This window comes from Alteribacillus sp. HJP-4 (assembly GCF_042139015.1).
In the GTDB taxonomy this organism is placed as follows: domain Bacteria; phylum Bacillota; class Bacilli; order Bacillales; family Marinococcaceae; genus JBHIKY01.
The window spans coordinates 79,494-96,161 of sequence record NZ_JBHIKY010000008.1; the positions used below are offsets into that span (position 1 = coordinate 79,494).

A 16,668-nucleotide genomic window follows, 5' to 3' on the forward strand; every position below is an offset into this window, starting at 1 on the left:
CTTTATTGCTTTTATTCCCATTTTTTTGTATAGATAAATGCTTAGCTAGAAATAATTATCCTGATAAGAAAAAACGGTTAAAATCAGCCAGGTCTTTTTTTGCTAGAGCATATCCTCTATGCGATATTCAATATATGGTGATTTTACGTAGATGGAAGAACGCAGGGCGGCGACTCCGTCGGGACCAGCGCCGTCTGAAAATCCATTCTCGCGAAGCTTCGCTGAGGCAGAATTAGTTGAAGACAAGCCACGCGGAAAACGTCCTCCTGCAGGGATGAACTCAACAAAATCTCTTATATTTCAAAAAACAGCTGCCGAGACATTCTCGACAGCCTGAAGCTTCCGTATGGACGGTCTAATTATCTTTTTTATTTTATGCTGATTCCTCTTCATTTCCAAACCAGCCACTCAGTGAATCAATTAATTCGTTAATAAAATCAAGAAAGCTTGCAATGAAGGACTGAGTATCTTCTCTATTCAAAAATTCATCCAGGTTATCTCTGACGTGAGATATTTGATCCTGTACTTGGTTCCAATCAATATCTAAATTCTGCATTCTCTCAAACAGTGATACAAGCCCATTGAGTTCCTCTTCTGTGAGTTCAACTCCCAGCTCATCTGCCACCCGCTGGATTAAATCCCGTAAATCCTCTTCTGATTCTACAGGATTTTCAGCAATTTCTTCTTTTACACGGGTAACCAGTTCAGTAGCTTCTTCCATGCCGATGCTTTCTCCAAGTTCAGAGGTTTTTACCATCTCTTCATTCGCTACCTGCTTTTGTTCTTCAGAAATATTTACATCATTTTGAATTTCGTACGCTTTAATCAATCCAGTGAGAGCACCTGTTCCAGAAACCTCTGAAGGAGCTGTAACATATACGTCCGCATCCTCCACTCCAGCTGTAACAAGTGCATTAGCGTACATACCTTCAGTTATTACACTGATATTGTTTGTCTCGACATTGATTCCATCCCCACTGGAGGCTGTCGTGATTTTTGCTGAAGATAATGCTCTGGAGCCGATAGTGCCGGCATCAATATAGTTACCTAAATACTCATGTTCTTCTTCATTTGTTACTGTGACTTCTTCTACGTCCTCAGGAACATCCATTTCTGAGAGCAGATTAGAGCGTTCCTCCTCGCTGAGATCTTCCCCGAGTGTCACTATGATATCTCCTTCTGCAGAATCGGCAAGCGCACTGACAGGAACTGCCAATAATACTGCTGTTCCTGAAATAGCAGTAATCAGTTTTTTCCATTTATTCATTTTGATGATCTCTCCTTTTATTATGAAAACGTTCTAATATTTATATCGATGCGTACAAGTAATTATATACTTATTTGTGTTGGAGGTAAAAAATGAAAAAATTAGGTATACTTATTATCGTGTTAGCTGTAGGATTTTCAATTTACTATGATTTCAACACAGGCACGCTGCCTGCTGAATCAAATTCGGCACCTCCCCCTCCTGCTGAACCGGCTGAATTATTAGACGACACGGACACAGCTGAGGTTACAATTGAACATGGACAAACTGTGCTAACCATTGTAGAAAGGCTGCATGACGGTCCCGTACCTGTTCCGATTGAACAAGTAAGTGAAGATTTTAAAACTTTAAATGGCGGCACTGCACCTGAAAAAATTAAAGTAGATGAAAGTTATCTGTTTCCTTTATATAATTAATTTATAACTGCCCTGAATGCTTGCCAAAACGTTCAGTACGCTGATACAATGACTTCGTACCACTTTCTGTTTAAGGATTTTCTAATTTGAAAAGGGGCGAATGGATTCATGAGCCAAATCACCCACCGAAAAGACACTAGACCAGTAAAAGTCGGAAATCTTACCATCGGAGGCAATGAAGAAGTTGTTGTTCAAAGTATGACGACAACTAAAACATATGACGTTAAAGCAACAGTAGCAGAGATTTTGAGGCTTGAAGAATCCGGCTGTCAGATAGTCCGGGTGGCCTGCCCAGAAATGAGGGACGCGGAAGCTATTCCTGAAATAAAAAAAAGTATAAATATTCCTCTTGTGGTTGACATTCATTTTGATTATCGTCTCGCACTGAAAGCTATCGAGGGAGGAGCAGATAAAATCCGGATAAATCCCGGCAATATCGGCTCCCGTGAGAAAGTTGAAGCTGTCGTAAATGCTGCTAAGGAAAAGAATATACCGATACGAATCGGTGTAAATGCTGGTTCATTAGAGAGGAAAATTCTCGAGAAATATGGATACCCTACAGCAGACGGCATGGTCGAAAGTGCTCTTCACCACATTAAAATATTAGAGGAATTAGACTTCCATGATATTATCGTGTCCATGAAGGCATCAGATGTACATCTTGCAATTGAGGCGTATGAAAAAGCTGCAAAAGCATTTTCTTATCCGCTGCACCTCGGAATTACAGAATCAGGTACACTCTTTGCCGGTACAGTTAAGAGCGCCGCCGGTCTTGGGGCAATTCTAAACAAAGGCATAGGAAATACATTGAGAATTTCTCTAAGCGCAGATCCTGTGGAAGAAATAAAAGTTGGACGGGAGCTTCTAAAAACTTTCGGCCTGGCATCAAATGCAGCAACGTTAATTTCCTGCCCTACCTGTGGGAGAATTGAAATTGATTTAATCAGCATTGCCAATGAAGTGGAAGAATATATTTCCACCATTAAGGCCCCAATTAAAGTAGCAGTGCTCGGTTGCGCCGTAAATGGTCCTGGTGAAGCGCGCGAGGCTGATATCGGTATTGCTGGTGCACGTGGTGAAGGTCTTTTGTTCCGGCATGGAGAAATTATTCGGAAAGTTCCTGAAGAGATAATGGTCGAGGAACTCAAAAAAGAAGTAGATAAGATCGCAGAAGAGCATTATAGAGCTGAAGCAGAAAAAGCTGCCTCAGCTACGTAACGCCAAAAAAACGTGACTTTCCCCCGTGTCAATCAGGCGAAAGCCTTTGCTTTTTTTAAAAATTTCCACGCTCTGTATAAATGTATAAAAAGCAAGCTGTGCCGGCACATCGCCGGCACAGCTTTTGTGTTGATGCTAGAAAAACGGTCCAAACAGAACGATCATAATGATGGAGAACGCTCCGAGTCCAGCTGCAGAATAGCCGAGTGTTTTTGCACCTTTTCTTGCAGCAAAAATTCCTAGCACAATTCCAGCTCCACCCATAATGACTGGAAGAAAAAACAAAGAGCAGATACTTAAGATAAGTGCAGTTACACCAATCCCTGTACCTAGGGATTCATCATTAATATCCGCATCCATTGTTGCGCGTTGCTCTTCTTCCTCACGTTCGGGATTATCCGCGTCTGAGTTTCTATTTAATCCTGGAGCAGCAACTTCTGCCGCTGTTTCAAGATTATAATCTTCCTCTTCACGGTCATATCCATCCCGAGTAATTACTTCTTCTTCACCGTCATCAGGGTGATTTTCTTTTTCAAAATCTTTTTCATCCATTGTTACGGTCCTCCCTGCTCTCTCCATCTAGTAAAAGAAAAGAGCTTTTTATAGTATGGACAGAGAGAGGAAGGATCAATCTGACAGATTAAACCTTTGATTTTAAGAAATGGAATTTTAACTAATTTTTAGCAGGAACAGCCTGACACAACTCACATACTCCATAAATTTCAAACTTATGGCCAGTGACCTCAAAGCTTCCTTTCACATTATCCTCCAGCATATCCATAGGGCAAGAAGGAATGTGTTTTGTTTTTCCACATTCAAGGCATATTAAATGATGATGGTGCTGTGAAGTAGAGCAGCTAAAACGGAATCGCTTCTCTCCATCAAGTTCAGTGGTCTCAAGAATTTCCAAGTCGGCAAACAAAGATAAGTTACGGTAGACAGTATCAAAACTCAATCCAGGATATTCTTTTTGAAGTTCATTTAACACTTCTTTTGCAGGCAGGTAGCGTTTTTGCTCTGCAAATATCTGCAGCATATGCTCTCGTTTACCAGTGTACTTATAGCCCTCCTGCTTTAATATATCCAGCGCTTTCTCGACATTCATGTTAAACCCTCCTTATTGTGAACGGAACGTAAGCCTCTTAAAGCCAATTACTGCCAATAGTATTGACATTGCCGCTACTACGATCATTCCTCCGGTCGCAATATCGTATTGATAAGAAAAATAAACCCCGGCAAGCACTGCCATTTCCCCAGCTATAACACTGAATAAGAGCACCTGTTTAAAACTTTTAGCAGCTTTTAAGGACGCTGCGGCCGGAAGAGAGATCAACGCCCCTGCCAATAAAATTCCGACAACCTTCATCGACATGGAAATGATAAGCGCCACTAATAAACTGAATAAAAAATTTGTTTTCTTTATGGATACACCGGTTACTTTTGCAAATTCCTGATCAAAGGAAACTGAAATAAATTCCTTAAAAAAGAGAATATATAAAAGAAGAACAAATCCACCTGTTACAATAATAAATGTTAAATCACTGTTAGAAACAGATACGATGCTTCCGAATAAATAATCGTACCATTCCCCATATCCTGATGGAGAAGCGCTCATAATTACCGCGCTTAATCCGACACCGGCAGATAGTATAATGGGAGCTGCCAATTCTTGAAAGGAAAAAAAGACCTGTCTAAGCTTTTCTATAATTAATGAACCAGCTAATGCAAAAACAAACCCCATATAGAGTGGATTCACAGAAATAAATTCAATTGCCTGAGCAAGAAGTACTCCAGCAGAGATTCCTGTTAAAGTAACATGTGATAACGATTCTGAAATAACTGTTGACCTTCTTACAGTGAGTAGGACCCCGACAAGCGGAGCCATCCAGCCGACAATAATGGCAGCAATAATACCTCGTTCTATAAAAGTTAAATCAAACAAAACAGCATCAGCTCATTTTCTAATCTCTAAAAATATATTTTACACGAATCCTTTACAGTAAGACAATAAATTGCACTAAGCCGAATGTTCCAGATTACGTCTATATATACGTAAAGGTCTCCCCGCTGCTTTACGGACGGCTATCGTGAGAAGTAAAATCAGCAATGATGTCATGACAATCATTCCCCCGGGAGCAAGGTTAAGATGATATGCGGAAACCAGTCCTACTAATATCGATATTTCTCCAAACAGAACGGAATATATAAACATCTGCCGAAAGCTTTTAGCCAGCTGAACCGCCGCCGCTGAAGGCAGGGTCATTAATGAGGAAACAAGGAGTATTCCGACAATTCTCATGGATGCAGCAATTACGAGTGCTGTCATGATGATAAATACAAAATTTATCCATCTTGCGGATAGACCGCTTACCTTAGCCTGCTCCTCATCAAAAGAGAGGAAAAGCAGTTCTTTATATAATAAAATCAAAACGAATACAACAATAACCGTAACGGCTGCAATTGTGATTAAATCATTTTCCGTTACAGCAATGACACTTCCAAACAGGTAATTAAACAAATCGTTATTAAAACCGTCTGCAAGCGAAATAAATACAACTCCAAGCCCAATGCCTCCAGACATTGCAATCGGTATTGCAAGTTCCTTATAGGAGGAATATACATTGCGGAGACGTTCCATAAATACTGCTCCCCCTGCAGAAAAAACCATTCCCATATAAAGGGGATTCATCGTTTGAAGCAATCCTGCACTTTGAGATAAATATAAATGAAATGCAATTCCTGTAAGAGTAATATGGGATAGTGCATCAGTGATTAAGGCAAGTCTGCGGACTAAAATAAATACTCCAAGAACAGGGCCAAGAAAACCGACCATTAACCCGACCAAAAGTGCGTTTTGTAAAAAGTCATATTGTAAAAAAACATCTATCATTAAATGTCTCCTCCATGTTCACTGCCGTGATCATGTGAAATCACTTGTACTTCATGACCGTACAGAGCTGATAAATCACTATCATTAAATGCATCCGGCGTTCCATGAAAGTGCAGAGATTTATTAAGGCATGCAACATCTGTAACGTAACTAGTCATTACCCCTACGTCATGGGTGACCATTATCAGCGTTATGTTCCTTTCCATATTGAGCCTGCTTAGAAGTTGATAAAACTGTTGTACAGATGAAGTATCTATACCTACTGTGGGCTCATCAAGAATTAACAATTCAGGTTCGCTTACAAGAGCTCTAGAAATAAATACACGCTGCTGCTGTCCTCCGGAAAGCTCCCCAATATTTCTATTTTTATAATCCAGCATTCCTGTTAATTCAAGTGCTTCTAATACTTTCTGTTTATCTTTTCTTTTTAAAAAGCGAAACATCCCAATTTTTCCGAACAAGCCCATGGAGACTACTTCGTAAACGGTAACCGGAAAACCGGTATTAAAACTATTTGCTTTTTGTGACACGTAACCAATTTTGTCCCATTGATTAAAATGGGCAATCTTTTCGTCAAAGAGCATCACTTTTCCATCAGCAGGTTTCAGCAGGTTCAAGATTATTTTTACAAGTGTAGATTTACCTGATCCATTCGGGCCGACCAGACCTAAAAATGTACCTTTTTTTATAGTCAAATTTATGTTCTCCAGTACCAGTCTAGAGCCAAAGTAAAAGGAGACATTGTCTAGTTTGACGGCTTCAGCTGCTGTTTTATTATTTTCAGTCATCTTGATCCCCCTTTCCCCAACTATTATCAGAATCATTACGTTTTATACCTTCTAAAGTATACCGCCCTCTTTTAAGCTTGTAAATATATGCAACTTGTCCTTTTGCGACGAAGCATATACGATAAAAGAGGATAAAGTCATACCCAGGAGGCTTATCGATGAAGGATATAAAAGAAAAAGTCGGAGTCATTGATATCGGCTCAAACTCTATTCGACTTGTAATTCATGAAGTAGATGAAAAACGAGGGTTTCGTGAAATTCATAACTTAAAAAAAGTCGCCCGTTTAAGTGATCATATTAATGAAGAGCAAAAATTAACAATAAAAGGATTTGAGGTGCTGAAAAACGCGCTCATTCAGTTCGAAGAAGTAATGTCCTTCCACCGGGTAGCAAGTGTCCAGGCAGTAGCTACTGCTGCTATTCGAAACGCTGCTAACCAACAGCGCATTATTGATTATATCCAAACGGAAACCTCATTGCCTGTGAGAGTATTGTCTGGTGAAGAAGAAGCATATTACGGGTATCTTGCGGTAGTTAATTCCACATCCGTTAAAGAAGGAATCACCATTGATATTGGCGGCGGCAGTACAGAAATAACAATGTTTAAAGATAAAAAACTAATTCATTCCCACAGCTTTCCATTTGGTGCTCTTACATTAAAGAAAAAATATCTTCAAGACACAAACGGAAATAAGGCAGAATTAAAAAAGCTTGCCTCCTTCGTGAAAGATGAATTCTCCAAGCTTGAATGGCTCCATCGATCAAAGCTCCCGGTGATTGGAATCGGGGGAAGTGCACGAAATATGGCTCTTGTGCATCAGGCTGAGACAAAGTATCCACTTTCAGGTTTACATCAATATATCATTTCTACAAAAGGTGTGATGTCGACCCTTGATCTGTTTGAGAGCAATTCGTTGTCAGAAAGGGAAAATATTGAAGGTTTATCAAAAGATCGTGCTGATGTTATTATCCCTGCTGTACGTGTCATACATTTATTAATTGAACATGTCAGCGCTCCTTATTTTATGATGAGCAATAAAGGGCTGCGTGATGGACTTTTGTACGAAGAACTCCTGAAGGATTATCAGGCAGAATTTTTTCCTGAGGCTGCTGAAGAAAGTTTTTTTCAGCTCATGAGGGAATTCGAAATGCACGAGGACTACGTGCAGGAGGTTGGAAGAATAGCCCGCCAGCTTTATGAACAGTTTGAACCCCATTTACCAGAAAAACTGCTTCATGAGGAAAATGAACGCTTGCTCCGGATGAGTGCAAGAGTATTGTACATTGGAGAATTTATAAGCGGGGAAGCGAGCAGCCAGCACACGTTTTATTTATTAACCAACCGTTCCATTGATGGTATATCCCATAGAGAACGACTCGCGATGGCGTTTATAGCTTCCTTTAAATCTAAATCCTGGCTTAAGCAATTTGCACAGCCATTTGATAATTATTTAACAAAAGATAAATTAAAACGGCTGGAGCTGCTCGGCTCTCTGTTAAAGCTTGCTTACTCATTGAATAGAACACACCGAAAAATTGTGCAGCACATTGAAGTGGCAGATCATTCAAAAGCATTAAATGTCCATATATTTTGCAGAGATAATACTGCAAGCTACTTTGAAGAAGTGAAGAGCGATAAATATAAAAAGCACATTGAAAAAGTCCTTAACAAAGATATTGAGCTGCATTTTCACGAATGAAGCACATACTAATTAATATTCCCTTTACATTTGGGTGCTACAATTAAACAGAAAATGCATTCTGACACTAAAGGCTGAAAGAGGTGTAGTGGGAGTGACTGACATTGAACTTTCTGCTTCTGATTTGAACAACCCATCTTATTATAATAACCGCGAACTCAGCTGGCTCGCCTTTAATGAACGAGTACTCGAAGAAGCACTGGATGAAAGAAATCCATTATTAGAACGACTAAAATTCCTTGCAATTTTTAGTTCTAACCTTGATGAATTTTTCATGGTTCGTGTTGCAGGGCTAAAAGATCAAGTAAAAGCAGGGTTTAATAAGCCGGAAAATAAAGCAGGACTGACTCCGAAGCAGCAGCTGAAGGTGATTACGAACAAAAACAAAGTTCTTGTGAGGCTGCAGGATAATTTTTATTCGGAAACACTGCTTCCTCTTCTTCATCAGGAAGGAATAGAATTCTTAACCCCTGACGAATTAAACAAAACTCAGCAGGAATACGCGAAGAAATATTTTGAGGATTACATTTTTCCAGTGCTTACCCCTATGGCCGTAGATGCGTACCGGCCTTTTCCTATGCTTCTGAACAAATCCATCAATCTCGCAGTAAGGCTTACTGATGAAAGCGACCCATATTATGAGAGCAACGCAATAGTACAGGTTCCCTCTGTTATCAATCGGTTTGTCGAGCTCCCTTCAAATGATCAAAAAAAACAATTTATTATGCTTGAGCATGTAATAAGTGAATTTATCGAGGAATTATTTGAAGGCTATAGTGTCTCCTCTGTCTCTCCTTTCCGGCTGACTCGAAATGCTGATTTAACTATTCATGAAGAGGGGGCAAGAGATCTTCTAAGGGAAATTGAAAAAGAATTAAAAAAACGAAAATGGGGAGCAGCAGTACGTCTTGAATACCAAAAAGGAATGATGGATGAAAAGATCTTAACATATCTTCAAACCTCTTTAGAAATTCACGAAAATGATGTGTATTGCCTGAGCGGTCCGCTTGACCTTACTTTTTTATTTAAATTATACTCACTTCTATCTTCAGAGTGGGAACATCTCGTTCACGAAACTTTTATACCGCAGCCGCCTGAAGATTTAATAAATGAATCTGATATTTTCCAAGCAATATTAAAAAAAGATATTCTCCTTCATCATCCGTATGAATCTTTTCAGCCAGTTATTGACTTTATGAGCGCTGCCGCAGTAGACCCAGATGTACTTGCTATTAAGCAGACTTTGTATAGAGTCAGCGGAGACTCGCCGATCATAAATGCCTTGGCAACAGCAGCAGAGAACGGAAAGCAGGTGACCGTTTTAGTTGAGCTGAAAGCAAGATTTGATGAAGAAAATAATATACAATGGGCAAAAAAGCTGGAAAAAGCAGGCGTGCACGTCATTTATGGAATAACCGGTTTAAAAACCCACAGTAAAATTACGCTTGTAGTTAGACAATCTGCCGGTAAGATAGAACGATTTGTACATTTAGGGACCGGCAATTATAATGATTCCACTGCCAAGCTGTATACAGATATGGGGTTATTTACCTCAAAGCCAGAATTCGGAGAAGACGCCACCAACTTTTTTAACCATTTAAGTGGCTACAGTAAAAAACCAGTATGGCATCTCCTTTCCACTTCCCCAATAGAAATAAGAGATGACCTTCTTCGATATATTGAAGAGGAGATGGAATATCACAAAAAATTTGGCTGGGGCAGAATTATCGCGAAAATGAACTCTTTAACAGACAAACCTCTAATCTTAAAGCTCTATGAAGCTTCACGCAGTGGTGTGAAAATTGACCTGATCGTAAGAGGCATCTGCTGCTTACGGCCGGGAGTGCCTGGAGTTAGTGATAATATCCGCGTGCAAAGCATCGTCGGCCGTTTTCTTGAACATACAAGAATGTTTTATTTTCATCTGAATGGAAATAAAAAAATGTTTCTTTCATCTGCTGACTGGATGACTCGCAATATGGAAAAAAGAATTGAGATTATGTTTCCGATATTAGAGGAGAAGTTAAAAAAGCGATTCTTAATGATTCTTGAAGTAACATTACGTGATAATGTAAAATCGCGTGAACAATTAGTCGACGGCTCATACCGATACAAAAAGCGGGCAGAGGAAGAACAGTCTCTCGAAAGTCAATTAGTATTTTTTGAATGGGCTTCGAGATTTATTGAAGAGCAGGATGATTAAGAAGAAAAATGGCAGTATATATTTGTAATACATAAATGGGAGGGATTCGATGGTAGAGCGTCCATTATCCATGAATGTAAGCCAGTACGGAGGACTATACGATATGGTGAGAGAAACCCACTATTTTGATGTCGAAAAGTGTAAACGCTGCCCTCTTCAGGAAGGATGTTATAAACCTAGGGACAAAACCAAAAGTTATTCAGTCAGCCTAAAATCAGACAAACTGATTATACTTTGAAGTCTGAAAATCCATTCTTGCGAAGCTTCGCTGAGACAGAATTAGTTGAAGACAAGCCCCGCGGAAAGCGGCCGCCTGCAGGGATGAAATCAACAAAACCATACTTTCTTATTTTTTCGAAAAATCTTAATCGCATAGAAAAATAGTATCCTAAATAGAAGAGAGCAGGGACAAGTCCGAAGACTCCCTCCGGAAAGGTTGATATACCAGTAGGTTAGAAGGTGATAATATCTCTAAAAAAATATTTTGTTGTCAAAGAACAACAGAAAGCTTTGTAAGAGTAAAAAATGGTAAATGCAGTGACACGTTGCGGTCGCTAACTTTTCATTGTTAACGGAGAAGAGTATTCCGATGCCCTTTTGGATCTCCGCGTGTCTTAGAAGGACGTACCCTCCCACGTCTCTTGGCGTCGAGCGCATGCTTTCCTTCGTTGGGTCTCATCCTAAGGCGGAGGCCGCATGATGCTCCAGCTTGGACTCGAGGTCGTATGTCTCCGTTTGGCGGCTTCTCCGGATCCTCTTTGTTGTCATGATTCAAGAGAGATGAGTGCCTGGTCGGTATGCATTATGCCGCTTGTCTCACCGACAGATGACTCGGGAGGTCCCGTCTCATCCGGTCGGGATCAAAGGCTCTCTGGTATTTACTCATGCCGTGAACGACTTGAAGAAGCTTCCGACACAGCGCCACTTTCGCTTCTTTTTTCTTGAGTGGATTGGCGGGCCGGTCTGTATAATACTGGTACATGTCTTTGAAGGTCTCGTTATTTGGCAGAATCGTCGTCATCATTTGAAACAACAGTGCTCGCAGGGCTTTCCGTCCCCGTTTGGACAATCGTTTTTCGCCTTCATGGTTCCCGGAAGAGTTGTCCCGCAACGTTAATCCCGCTAATTTGATAAGTTGGCGTGGATGATCATACTGCGAGAGTGGTCCGGTTTCGGCAAGAAGCTCGGCTGCCTGTGTTTTACTCACGCCGCGGATGGACGTGATCCATTCGACATCAGAAAGCTGACGGGCATAGAAGAAGAGCTTTTCTTCGATCTCCTGGATCTGCTTGTCTACCAGGTCGTATTGATCTAAGAGAGTGACCAGTTTGAAATAGGCCATGTCCCTCCCTTGGGTGCGGGCAATGGATAATGGAGCCCTTTCTTTCAGCTTGGCGATTTTGTTTCGGGATAAGAATCGGGAGCCTTCGTCTTCTTGATATAAGGCCACGCATTCCTCGAGTGAACGTGTCTGGACGTCTGGTGGAAAGGGCGTATATCGGAGGACCGTGCGCGCCTGAATACCCCAGTCTTTAAAAACTTCCAGGAATTCCGGAAAGTATTGATCGGCCCAGTTGATCAGCTTGTTTTTTAAGCGGGCCCGTTCATTGATCAGGTCCCTTTTCCAAGTGGCACACTCGCGGAGTTCTGCCTCGATGCTTTCCGGAAAGCGATGAAAGGTGTAGTAGCCGTTTTCGAACAGACGAGCGATTAACCGAGCGTCTTTTTTATCGTTTTTGGACTGGTTGTTATCCTCGAGCTCTTTGGAACGCTTGACGTGCATCGGGTTTACCATGACGTACATCAGATCTTCATTTCGTAAGTGTTCCGCGAGGTTTTTCCAGTAGTGGCCGGTGGCTTCAAAGCCAATGATTACTTTCGTTTTCTGATGCCTGGCCTGCACCTTCCGAATGGCCTGAACGAAGCCAGTGAAGCCCTGGAGCGACTGCTTGAAGGAAAAGGCGCGCTCAAGCTCCTTCCCGCGATCATCAATCGCACAGGCGTAATGCGCGCGCTTGGCGATGTCTACTCCGATGATCACCGTGTTTTCTGTCACTTGATTAATTTTGTGATTCACTTTATCATGCATGTGTAAGGTCCTCCTTCGATGTGTGGTTTTGTCTATATCCGCATCTTAACGGAGGACCTTTTTTCGTTCAAGAGGAGGATATCTCCCCCAACAGGAATGCTCCAGTGGGAAGAGCAGCGGCTGAAGATCCGCCGGGCGCGGGTTTCGCCCGGTTAGCTGAAGCGCTGCCCACGGAAAGCGTAGGACTTGTCCCCTGCTTTTTTTACCATGCAAAAGGGGCGAGTATCATTTATGATACAGCCCCATGACGTCTTATATTTGATACTTTTGAGGAAGTTTTTTCTTCTTATTGTGCAGCAAGCAGTTGTTTCTGTTCTTCTGCGTTATCCTGAATTTCAACAGCATACCAGCTTTTTGCATCGCCATTTTTATCTTTGTACGATTCAAGACCGCCGACTCCTCGATGATAAGCGGTTAATGCTTCATCCCAATTCTCATATTTATCATGCAGATAATCAAGATATTCGATCGATAATTGAATCGCATAGTACGGATTAAATAAATCAGAATCCTTATACGGCATGTCTGCTTTTTTCGCAATCCACGGTCCAGTGTTTTTCATGAACTGGGCCATGCCGTATGCCTTTCCATATTTAGTTTCGGGTCCTGTCAGCTCCGGATCAAATGTATCTCCTGTCTCCACTCTTAATAATTCATAAACCAGTTCTGGATCAATATCTTTCTTTTCGGCTTGATGAGTCAGAAAAATGCCCCATTCGAGTTTAAAACGGTCTTCACTTTCCTCTTTCATTGTCTCAGCTTTAGCTTTCGCATACTTCCAGTCGCGATAGTCCATATCAAGAGAAGCATCCTCTGATTTCTCCAGAAATTCGGAGCCTTCTTCAATGTCCTTTATCTCTTCTAATTCTTTGCTGTCTGATTCAAGTTTTTTTATATGTTCATCCATATGTTCGCGATCAAATCCACTGATGAAAAAAACCGCAGGAAGAATTAATCCCGCCAATTTAATTTGCCATAATGACAACATTCACACCTCCAAATATTTCGTGTTATGTTTTTTTCCGTGGAAGAATAAATGAAAAAGATAATAAGCCTACGAATTTCTTCCTACGATTATCCTTTTTAACAAAAAATAATCACCCCGTCAAGAAATAAGGGGGTGATTATTTATAATTACATAAAATTGGCATGTGAAAATCTGTCAGTCGATTCCTTTGACTGACAGGCACAAACAGCATGGAAATTTAATTGAGTATAGGAAATTGCAGAGTAATTGTCGTTCCTTCGTCCTCTAAACTGTGTATCGAGAATAAACCTCCATGATCCTCCATAATTTTTCTGCAGAGGGGTATCCCCACTCCGGTTCCTTTCTCTTTCGTTGTAAAAAATGGTTTACCCAGATTGCTTAACACGTCCTCAGGAATTCCCAGTCCATTGTCTTTAAGAGTAATAACGAGATGATTATCTTGTATCTCACTGATTAAAGAAAATGTATTTTTTTGTGCATCTTTCGGAAAGGCTTCTATTGAATTTCGAAGAGCATTGAGAATAATCTGCTTAAATGAAGATTCATTTACTTTAATTTTTTCATAACCGCATTGAACATTATAATCAAAATGAATGCCCTGCATTAGACATTCGGATTTTACGATATCAATAACACTTTCCATTAAGCGCTTTGGGGTAGTAATTTCTTTTTTAATTTTCTTTCGAGCGACAGACAAGAAGTTATCGATAATTTCGTTCATTCTATCTGTCTCCGACAGAATAGTATCAGAGTACTTTTCGAAGCTGTCGGTTAAAGAAGAAAGCTGCAAAAACCCTTTTATAACGGAAAGCGGATTACGAAGCTCATGAGCAACCCCAGCGGCTAAATAAGATACAGATTCCATTTGATCTTGAAAGGTTAGAAGGTGATTATATTTTTTTTCGTAAGAATAATCATACAGCATAATTAACACTCGGTCATGAGGTTTCAAATACACACTTTTATATACCATATATTCCTTGGAATGATCATTCTTCATTTCAAGCTGTAGAGATCGCTTCTTGAAAAAAGTATCTTTGATTAACCGCGGGAGTACAGAGAGACATACCGTTTTTTCAGCAGCATGTTCAATATTAATGCTTCCCTCGGCATCCTTGACGGCATTATCGCAGTAATTTCTAAAGGGCTTGTTGCATTCAGTTACTTCCATCCTATGATTAATTACAGCATATGGCTGTTCAAACTGCGTTAATATATCATTTAGAACTGTAGTATTGGACTCAAGTTCATACTGATACGTTCCCGACAGTAAAAACACTCCGTCACTCCAAATCCCACTGTATCGGACGGCAATAAACTTATCATTGTGAGGGTGATAAAGGACTGCATTCTGTTTGATCCGCTGCTTTTCCAATCCATTAAGATAAAAAAGGCATTTTGTCTTATCCTGTCCATCAAAACAGTCAACAAAAAAAACGTGATCCTCCATAAGCGTTTTGGCAATACTGTTGGATGCCAATATTCTGCCATCCCGGCTTATTACCCATTTTATGTCCTCGTTTAAAGCATCAAATTCTGATTCAAAATCAGATATTTTTAATGTACGCAGAGATTCGTACATATAACCCCTCCTCGTATAGCCGGCCCCCGTAAACAATACAATTTTATTTTTATTAATTAAGTGTATATATTAGTCGATGTCAAATCTTACTACTTATCGATTATACTAAAATTTTCTAAAATTGCCTACTTTTTTTCTAATAATTTCTTCTTCTATTTTTCTTTTTCACTCCTTTTTGTCTATTTCATAAGATATATCAGCGACAGCGGAAAAGGGAGTGACATGATTGTTTCTAAATCACATGATTAAAGCCAAAATAATGGAAATGAAAGCCGAAGATGTAATGATGTATGCTGAACAATACGGGGCATCCTTATCAATAAAGGAAGCAAATGATCTGCTTATGCTTGTAAAAAATGAACTCTGGAGCATAGATGATAAAGCATCAATTGAACAATTGTTAACGAAAGCCAGGAGGATTGTTTCAACAGATGCATATGTCGTTCTTCAGCAGCTCTTTCATCATTATTTTTAAAAAATAACTTGCCATATCGGCATTTGTCTCAGCTTTTCTTACATTTTCATTCTCTCTTAAGATTACATTTCTCGAAATAACGCCTTTTAATGATCAGACGAAATTTATTTTAAAAAGAGAGCTGCCCATTCGGGAGAAGCTCTCTCTTTGTTAGTGCGCCGGCATGCCGAGCTCTTCTTTTAATTTCTCATGGAAGGCCTGCTCATGCAGCATTTTAATTTCTTTTTTGTATGGAGGAAGTTTACTTTTTTTATCAGTCCCAACGTAAGGAGTTTCTAAAATTTTCGGTATCGCAGCAAGCGAAGGATGATGAACAATGTAATTCAGTGCATCAAAACCGATATATCCAAATCCGATATTCTCGTGACGGTCCTTCGCAGCTCCCCTTTCATTCTTGCTGTCATTTATGTGCAGTACCTTTAGCCGATCAGTTCCGATAATACGGTCAAATTGATCAAGAACACTGTCAAAGTCCTCTACTATGTTGTATCCTGCATCATGCGTATGACATGTATCGAAACATACAGAAAGAAGCTCGTTATGCGTTACTCCATTGATAATTTCTGCTAATTCTTCAAATGTTTTTCCGCACTCAGAACCTTTTCCCGCCATTGTTTCCAGTGCAATTTGAACATTTTGACCTGGCTCAAGCACCTCATTTAATCCTTCAATAATTTTTTTAATTCCAGCTTCCGCACCCTCACCGACATGGGCACCAGGATGAAGTACTATCTGCTTTGCACCAAGAGCCTCTGTCCTAATAATTTCTGAGCGCAGAAATTCAACACCCAGTTCAAATGTTGCAGGTTTTGTCGTATTTCCTATGTTAATAATATACGGTGCATGAACAATCAGTTCTTCAATCCCATGCTCACGCATATGTTTTGTTCCTTCCTCAACATTTAATTCCTCAATAGGTTTTCGGCGGGTGTTCTGGGGGGCACCAGTATAAATCATCATTGCCGTTGCGTCGTATGAGGCTGCTTCTTCGCTCGAAGCAAGCAGCATTTTCTTTCCGCTCATAGAAACATGAGAACCTAGCAGCATTATCT

16 protein-coding genes are annotated in these 16,668 nt (G+C 40.3%); 6 read left to right on the forward strand and 10 right to left on the reverse strand.

Features of this window, described 5'->3' with window-relative positions:
* Positions 1-151: 151 nt before the first annotated feature.
* Complete coding sequence (locus tag ACE4RR_RS09495) at positions 152-337, forward strand: hypothetical protein (RefSeq protein ID WP_375535173.1); 186 nt, start codon at positions 152-154, stop codon at positions 335-337.
* A 36-nt stretch (positions 338-373) separates the two neighbouring features.
* On the opposite strand, the gene ACE4RR_RS09500 is transcribed toward ACE4RR_RS09495, so the two are convergent.
* Complete coding sequence (locus tag ACE4RR_RS09500) at positions 374-1,267, reverse strand: DUF1002 domain-containing protein (RefSeq protein WP_375535174.1); 894 nt, start codon at positions 1,265-1,267, stop codon at positions 374-376.
* A 92-nt stretch (positions 1,268-1,359) separates the two neighbouring features.
* On the opposite strand from ACE4RR_RS09500, the gene ACE4RR_RS09505 reads away from it, so the two are divergent.
* A complete protein-coding gene (locus ACE4RR_RS09505; protein ID WP_375535175.1) occupies positions 1,360-1,683 on the forward strand; it encodes a hypothetical protein in 324 nt (107 codons plus the stop codon).
* 117 nt (positions 1,684-1,800) lie between these two features.
* Positions 1,801-2,901 (forward strand): flavodoxin-dependent (E)-4-hydroxy-3-methylbut-2-enyl-diphosphate synthase, encoded by a 1,101-nt coding sequence (gene ispG / locus ACE4RR_RS09510; protein ID WP_375535311.1) that lies wholly within the window; start codon positions 1,801-1,803, stop codon positions 2,899-2,901.
* A 135-nt stretch (positions 2,902-3,036) separates the two neighbouring features.
* Here the strand turns inward: ispG and ACE4RR_RS09515 are convergent, their stop codons facing one another.
* From ACE4RR_RS09515 to ACE4RR_RS09535, 5 genes are all read right to left on the reverse strand, one after another.
* Positions 3,037-3,453, reverse strand: coding sequence for a DUF4190 domain-containing protein (locus ACE4RR_RS09515; protein WP_375535176.1), 417 nt, complete (start codon positions 3,451-3,453; stop codon positions 3,037-3,039).
* A gap of 121 nt (positions 3,454-3,574) precedes the next feature.
* Positions 3,575-4,006 (reverse strand): Fur family transcriptional regulator, encoded by a 432-nt coding sequence (locus ACE4RR_RS09520; RefSeq protein ID WP_375535177.1) that lies wholly within the window; start codon positions 4,004-4,006, stop codon positions 3,575-3,577.
* 12 nt (positions 4,007-4,018) lie between these two features.
* A complete protein-coding gene (locus ACE4RR_RS09525) occupies positions 4,019-4,843 on the reverse strand; it encodes a metal ABC transporter permease (protein WP_375535178.1) in 825 nt (274 codons plus the stop codon).
* A 75-nt stretch (positions 4,844-4,918) separates the two neighbouring features.
* Positions 4,919-5,791, reverse strand: coding sequence for a metal ABC transporter permease (locus tag ACE4RR_RS09530; RefSeq protein ID WP_375535179.1), 873 nt, complete (start codon positions 5,789-5,791; stop codon positions 4,919-4,921).
* Positions 5,791-6,579 carry a metal ABC transporter ATP-binding protein gene (locus ACE4RR_RS09535; RefSeq protein ID WP_375535180.1) on the reverse strand — a complete coding sequence of 263 codons (789 nt, stop codon included), beginning with the start codon at positions 6,577-6,579 and terminating at the stop codon, positions 5,791-5,793. Before ACE4RR_RS09535 ends, ACE4RR_RS09530 begins: the two co-directional genes overlap by 1 nt.
* A 158-nt stretch (positions 6,580-6,737) precedes the next feature.
* On the opposite strand from ACE4RR_RS09535, the gene ppx reads away from it, so the two are divergent.
* Positions 6,738-8,279, forward strand: coding sequence for an exopolyphosphatase (gene ppx / locus ACE4RR_RS09540; RefSeq protein WP_375535181.1), 1,542 nt, complete (start codon positions 6,738-6,740; stop codon positions 8,277-8,279).
* Between the two features lie 94 nt (positions 8,280-8,373).
* Positions 8,374-10,482: an RNA degradosome polyphosphate kinase gene (locus tag ACE4RR_RS09545; RefSeq protein ID WP_375535182.1), complete on the forward strand. Its 2,109-nt coding sequence runs from the start codon at positions 8,374-8,376 to the stop codon at positions 10,480-10,482.
* Between the two features lie 802 nt (positions 10,483-11,284).
* Here the strand turns inward: ACE4RR_RS09545 and ACE4RR_RS09550 are convergent.
* From ACE4RR_RS09550 to ACE4RR_RS09560, 3 genes are all read right to left on the reverse strand, one after another.
* A complete protein-coding gene (locus ACE4RR_RS09550) occupies positions 11,285-12,571 on the reverse strand; it encodes an IS110 family RNA-guided transposase (protein ID WP_375535183.1) in 1,287 nt (428 codons plus the stop codon).
* A gap of 286 nt (positions 12,572-12,857) precedes the next feature.
* Complete coding sequence (locus tag ACE4RR_RS09555; protein WP_375535184.1) at positions 12,858-13,559, reverse strand: lytic transglycosylase domain-containing protein; 702 nt, start codon at positions 13,557-13,559, stop codon at positions 12,858-12,860.
* Between the two features lie 217 nt (positions 13,560-13,776).
* The gene (locus ACE4RR_RS09560; protein ID WP_375535185.1) at positions 13,777-15,141 is read right to left on the reverse strand and encodes an ATP-binding protein; all 1,365 of its coding nucleotides are present in this window, start codon (positions 15,139-15,141) and stop codon (positions 13,777-13,779) included.
* A gap of 226 nt (positions 15,142-15,367) precedes the next feature.
* Between ACE4RR_RS09560 and ACE4RR_RS09565 the strand changes: the two genes are divergently transcribed.
* Positions 15,368-15,616: a DUF2624 family protein gene (locus ACE4RR_RS09565; RefSeq protein WP_375535186.1), complete on the forward strand. Its 249-nt coding sequence runs from the start codon at positions 15,368-15,370 to the stop codon at positions 15,614-15,616.
* A 150-nt stretch (positions 15,617-15,766) separates the two neighbouring features.
* Here ACE4RR_RS09565 and ACE4RR_RS09570 read toward each other — a convergent pair whose 3' ends face one another.
* On the reverse strand, positions 15,767-16,666 hold the full coding sequence (locus ACE4RR_RS09570; RefSeq protein WP_375535312.1) for a deoxyribonuclease IV: 900 nt from the start codon (positions 16,664-16,666) through the stop codon (positions 15,767-15,769).
* Positions 16,667-16,668: the final 2 nt, after the last annotated feature.

Excerpts from the sequence above, each read along its gene's own strand:
- ACE4RR_RS09495 (WP_375535173.1), top strand. The coding sequence starts at position 152 with ATGGAAGAACGCAGGGCGGCGACTCCGTCGGGACCAGCGCCGTCTGAA.
- ACE4RR_RS09500 (WP_375535174.1), bottom strand. The coding sequence starts at position 1,267 with ATGAATAAATGGAAAAAACTGATTACTGCTATTTCAGGAACAGCAGTA.
- ACE4RR_RS09505 (WP_375535175.1), top strand. The coding sequence starts at position 1,360 with ATGAAAAAATTAGGTATACTTATTATCGTGTTAGCTGTAGGATTTTCA.
- ACE4RR_RS09515 (WP_375535176.1), bottom strand. The coding sequence starts at position 3,453 with ATGGATGAAAAAGATTTTGAAAAAGAAAATCACCCTGATGACGGTGAA.
- ACE4RR_RS09520 (WP_375535177.1), bottom strand. The coding sequence starts at position 4,006 with ATGAATGTCGAGAAAGCGCTGGATATATTAAAGCAGGAGGGCTATAAG.
- ACE4RR_RS09530 (WP_375535179.1), bottom strand. The coding sequence starts at position 5,791 with ATGATAGATGTTTTTTTACAATATGACTTTTTACAAAACGCACTTTTG.
- ACE4RR_RS09535 (WP_375535180.1), bottom strand. The coding sequence starts at position 6,579 with ATGACTGAAAATAATAAAACAGCAGCTGAAGCCGTCAAACTAGACAAT.
- ppx (WP_375535181.1), top strand. The coding sequence starts at position 6,738 with ATGAAGGATATAAAAGAAAAAGTCGGAGTCATTGATATCGGCTCAAAC.
- ACE4RR_RS09550 (WP_375535183.1), bottom strand. The coding sequence starts at position 12,571 with ATGCATGATAAAGTGAATCACAAAATTAATCAAGTGACAGAAAACACG.
- ACE4RR_RS09555 (WP_375535184.1), bottom strand. The coding sequence starts at position 13,559 with ATGTTGTCATTATGGCAAATTAAATTGGCGGGATTAATTCTTCCTGCG.
- ACE4RR_RS09560 (WP_375535185.1), bottom strand. The coding sequence starts at position 15,141 with ATGTACGAATCTCTGCGTACATTAAAAATATCTGATTTTGAATCAGAA.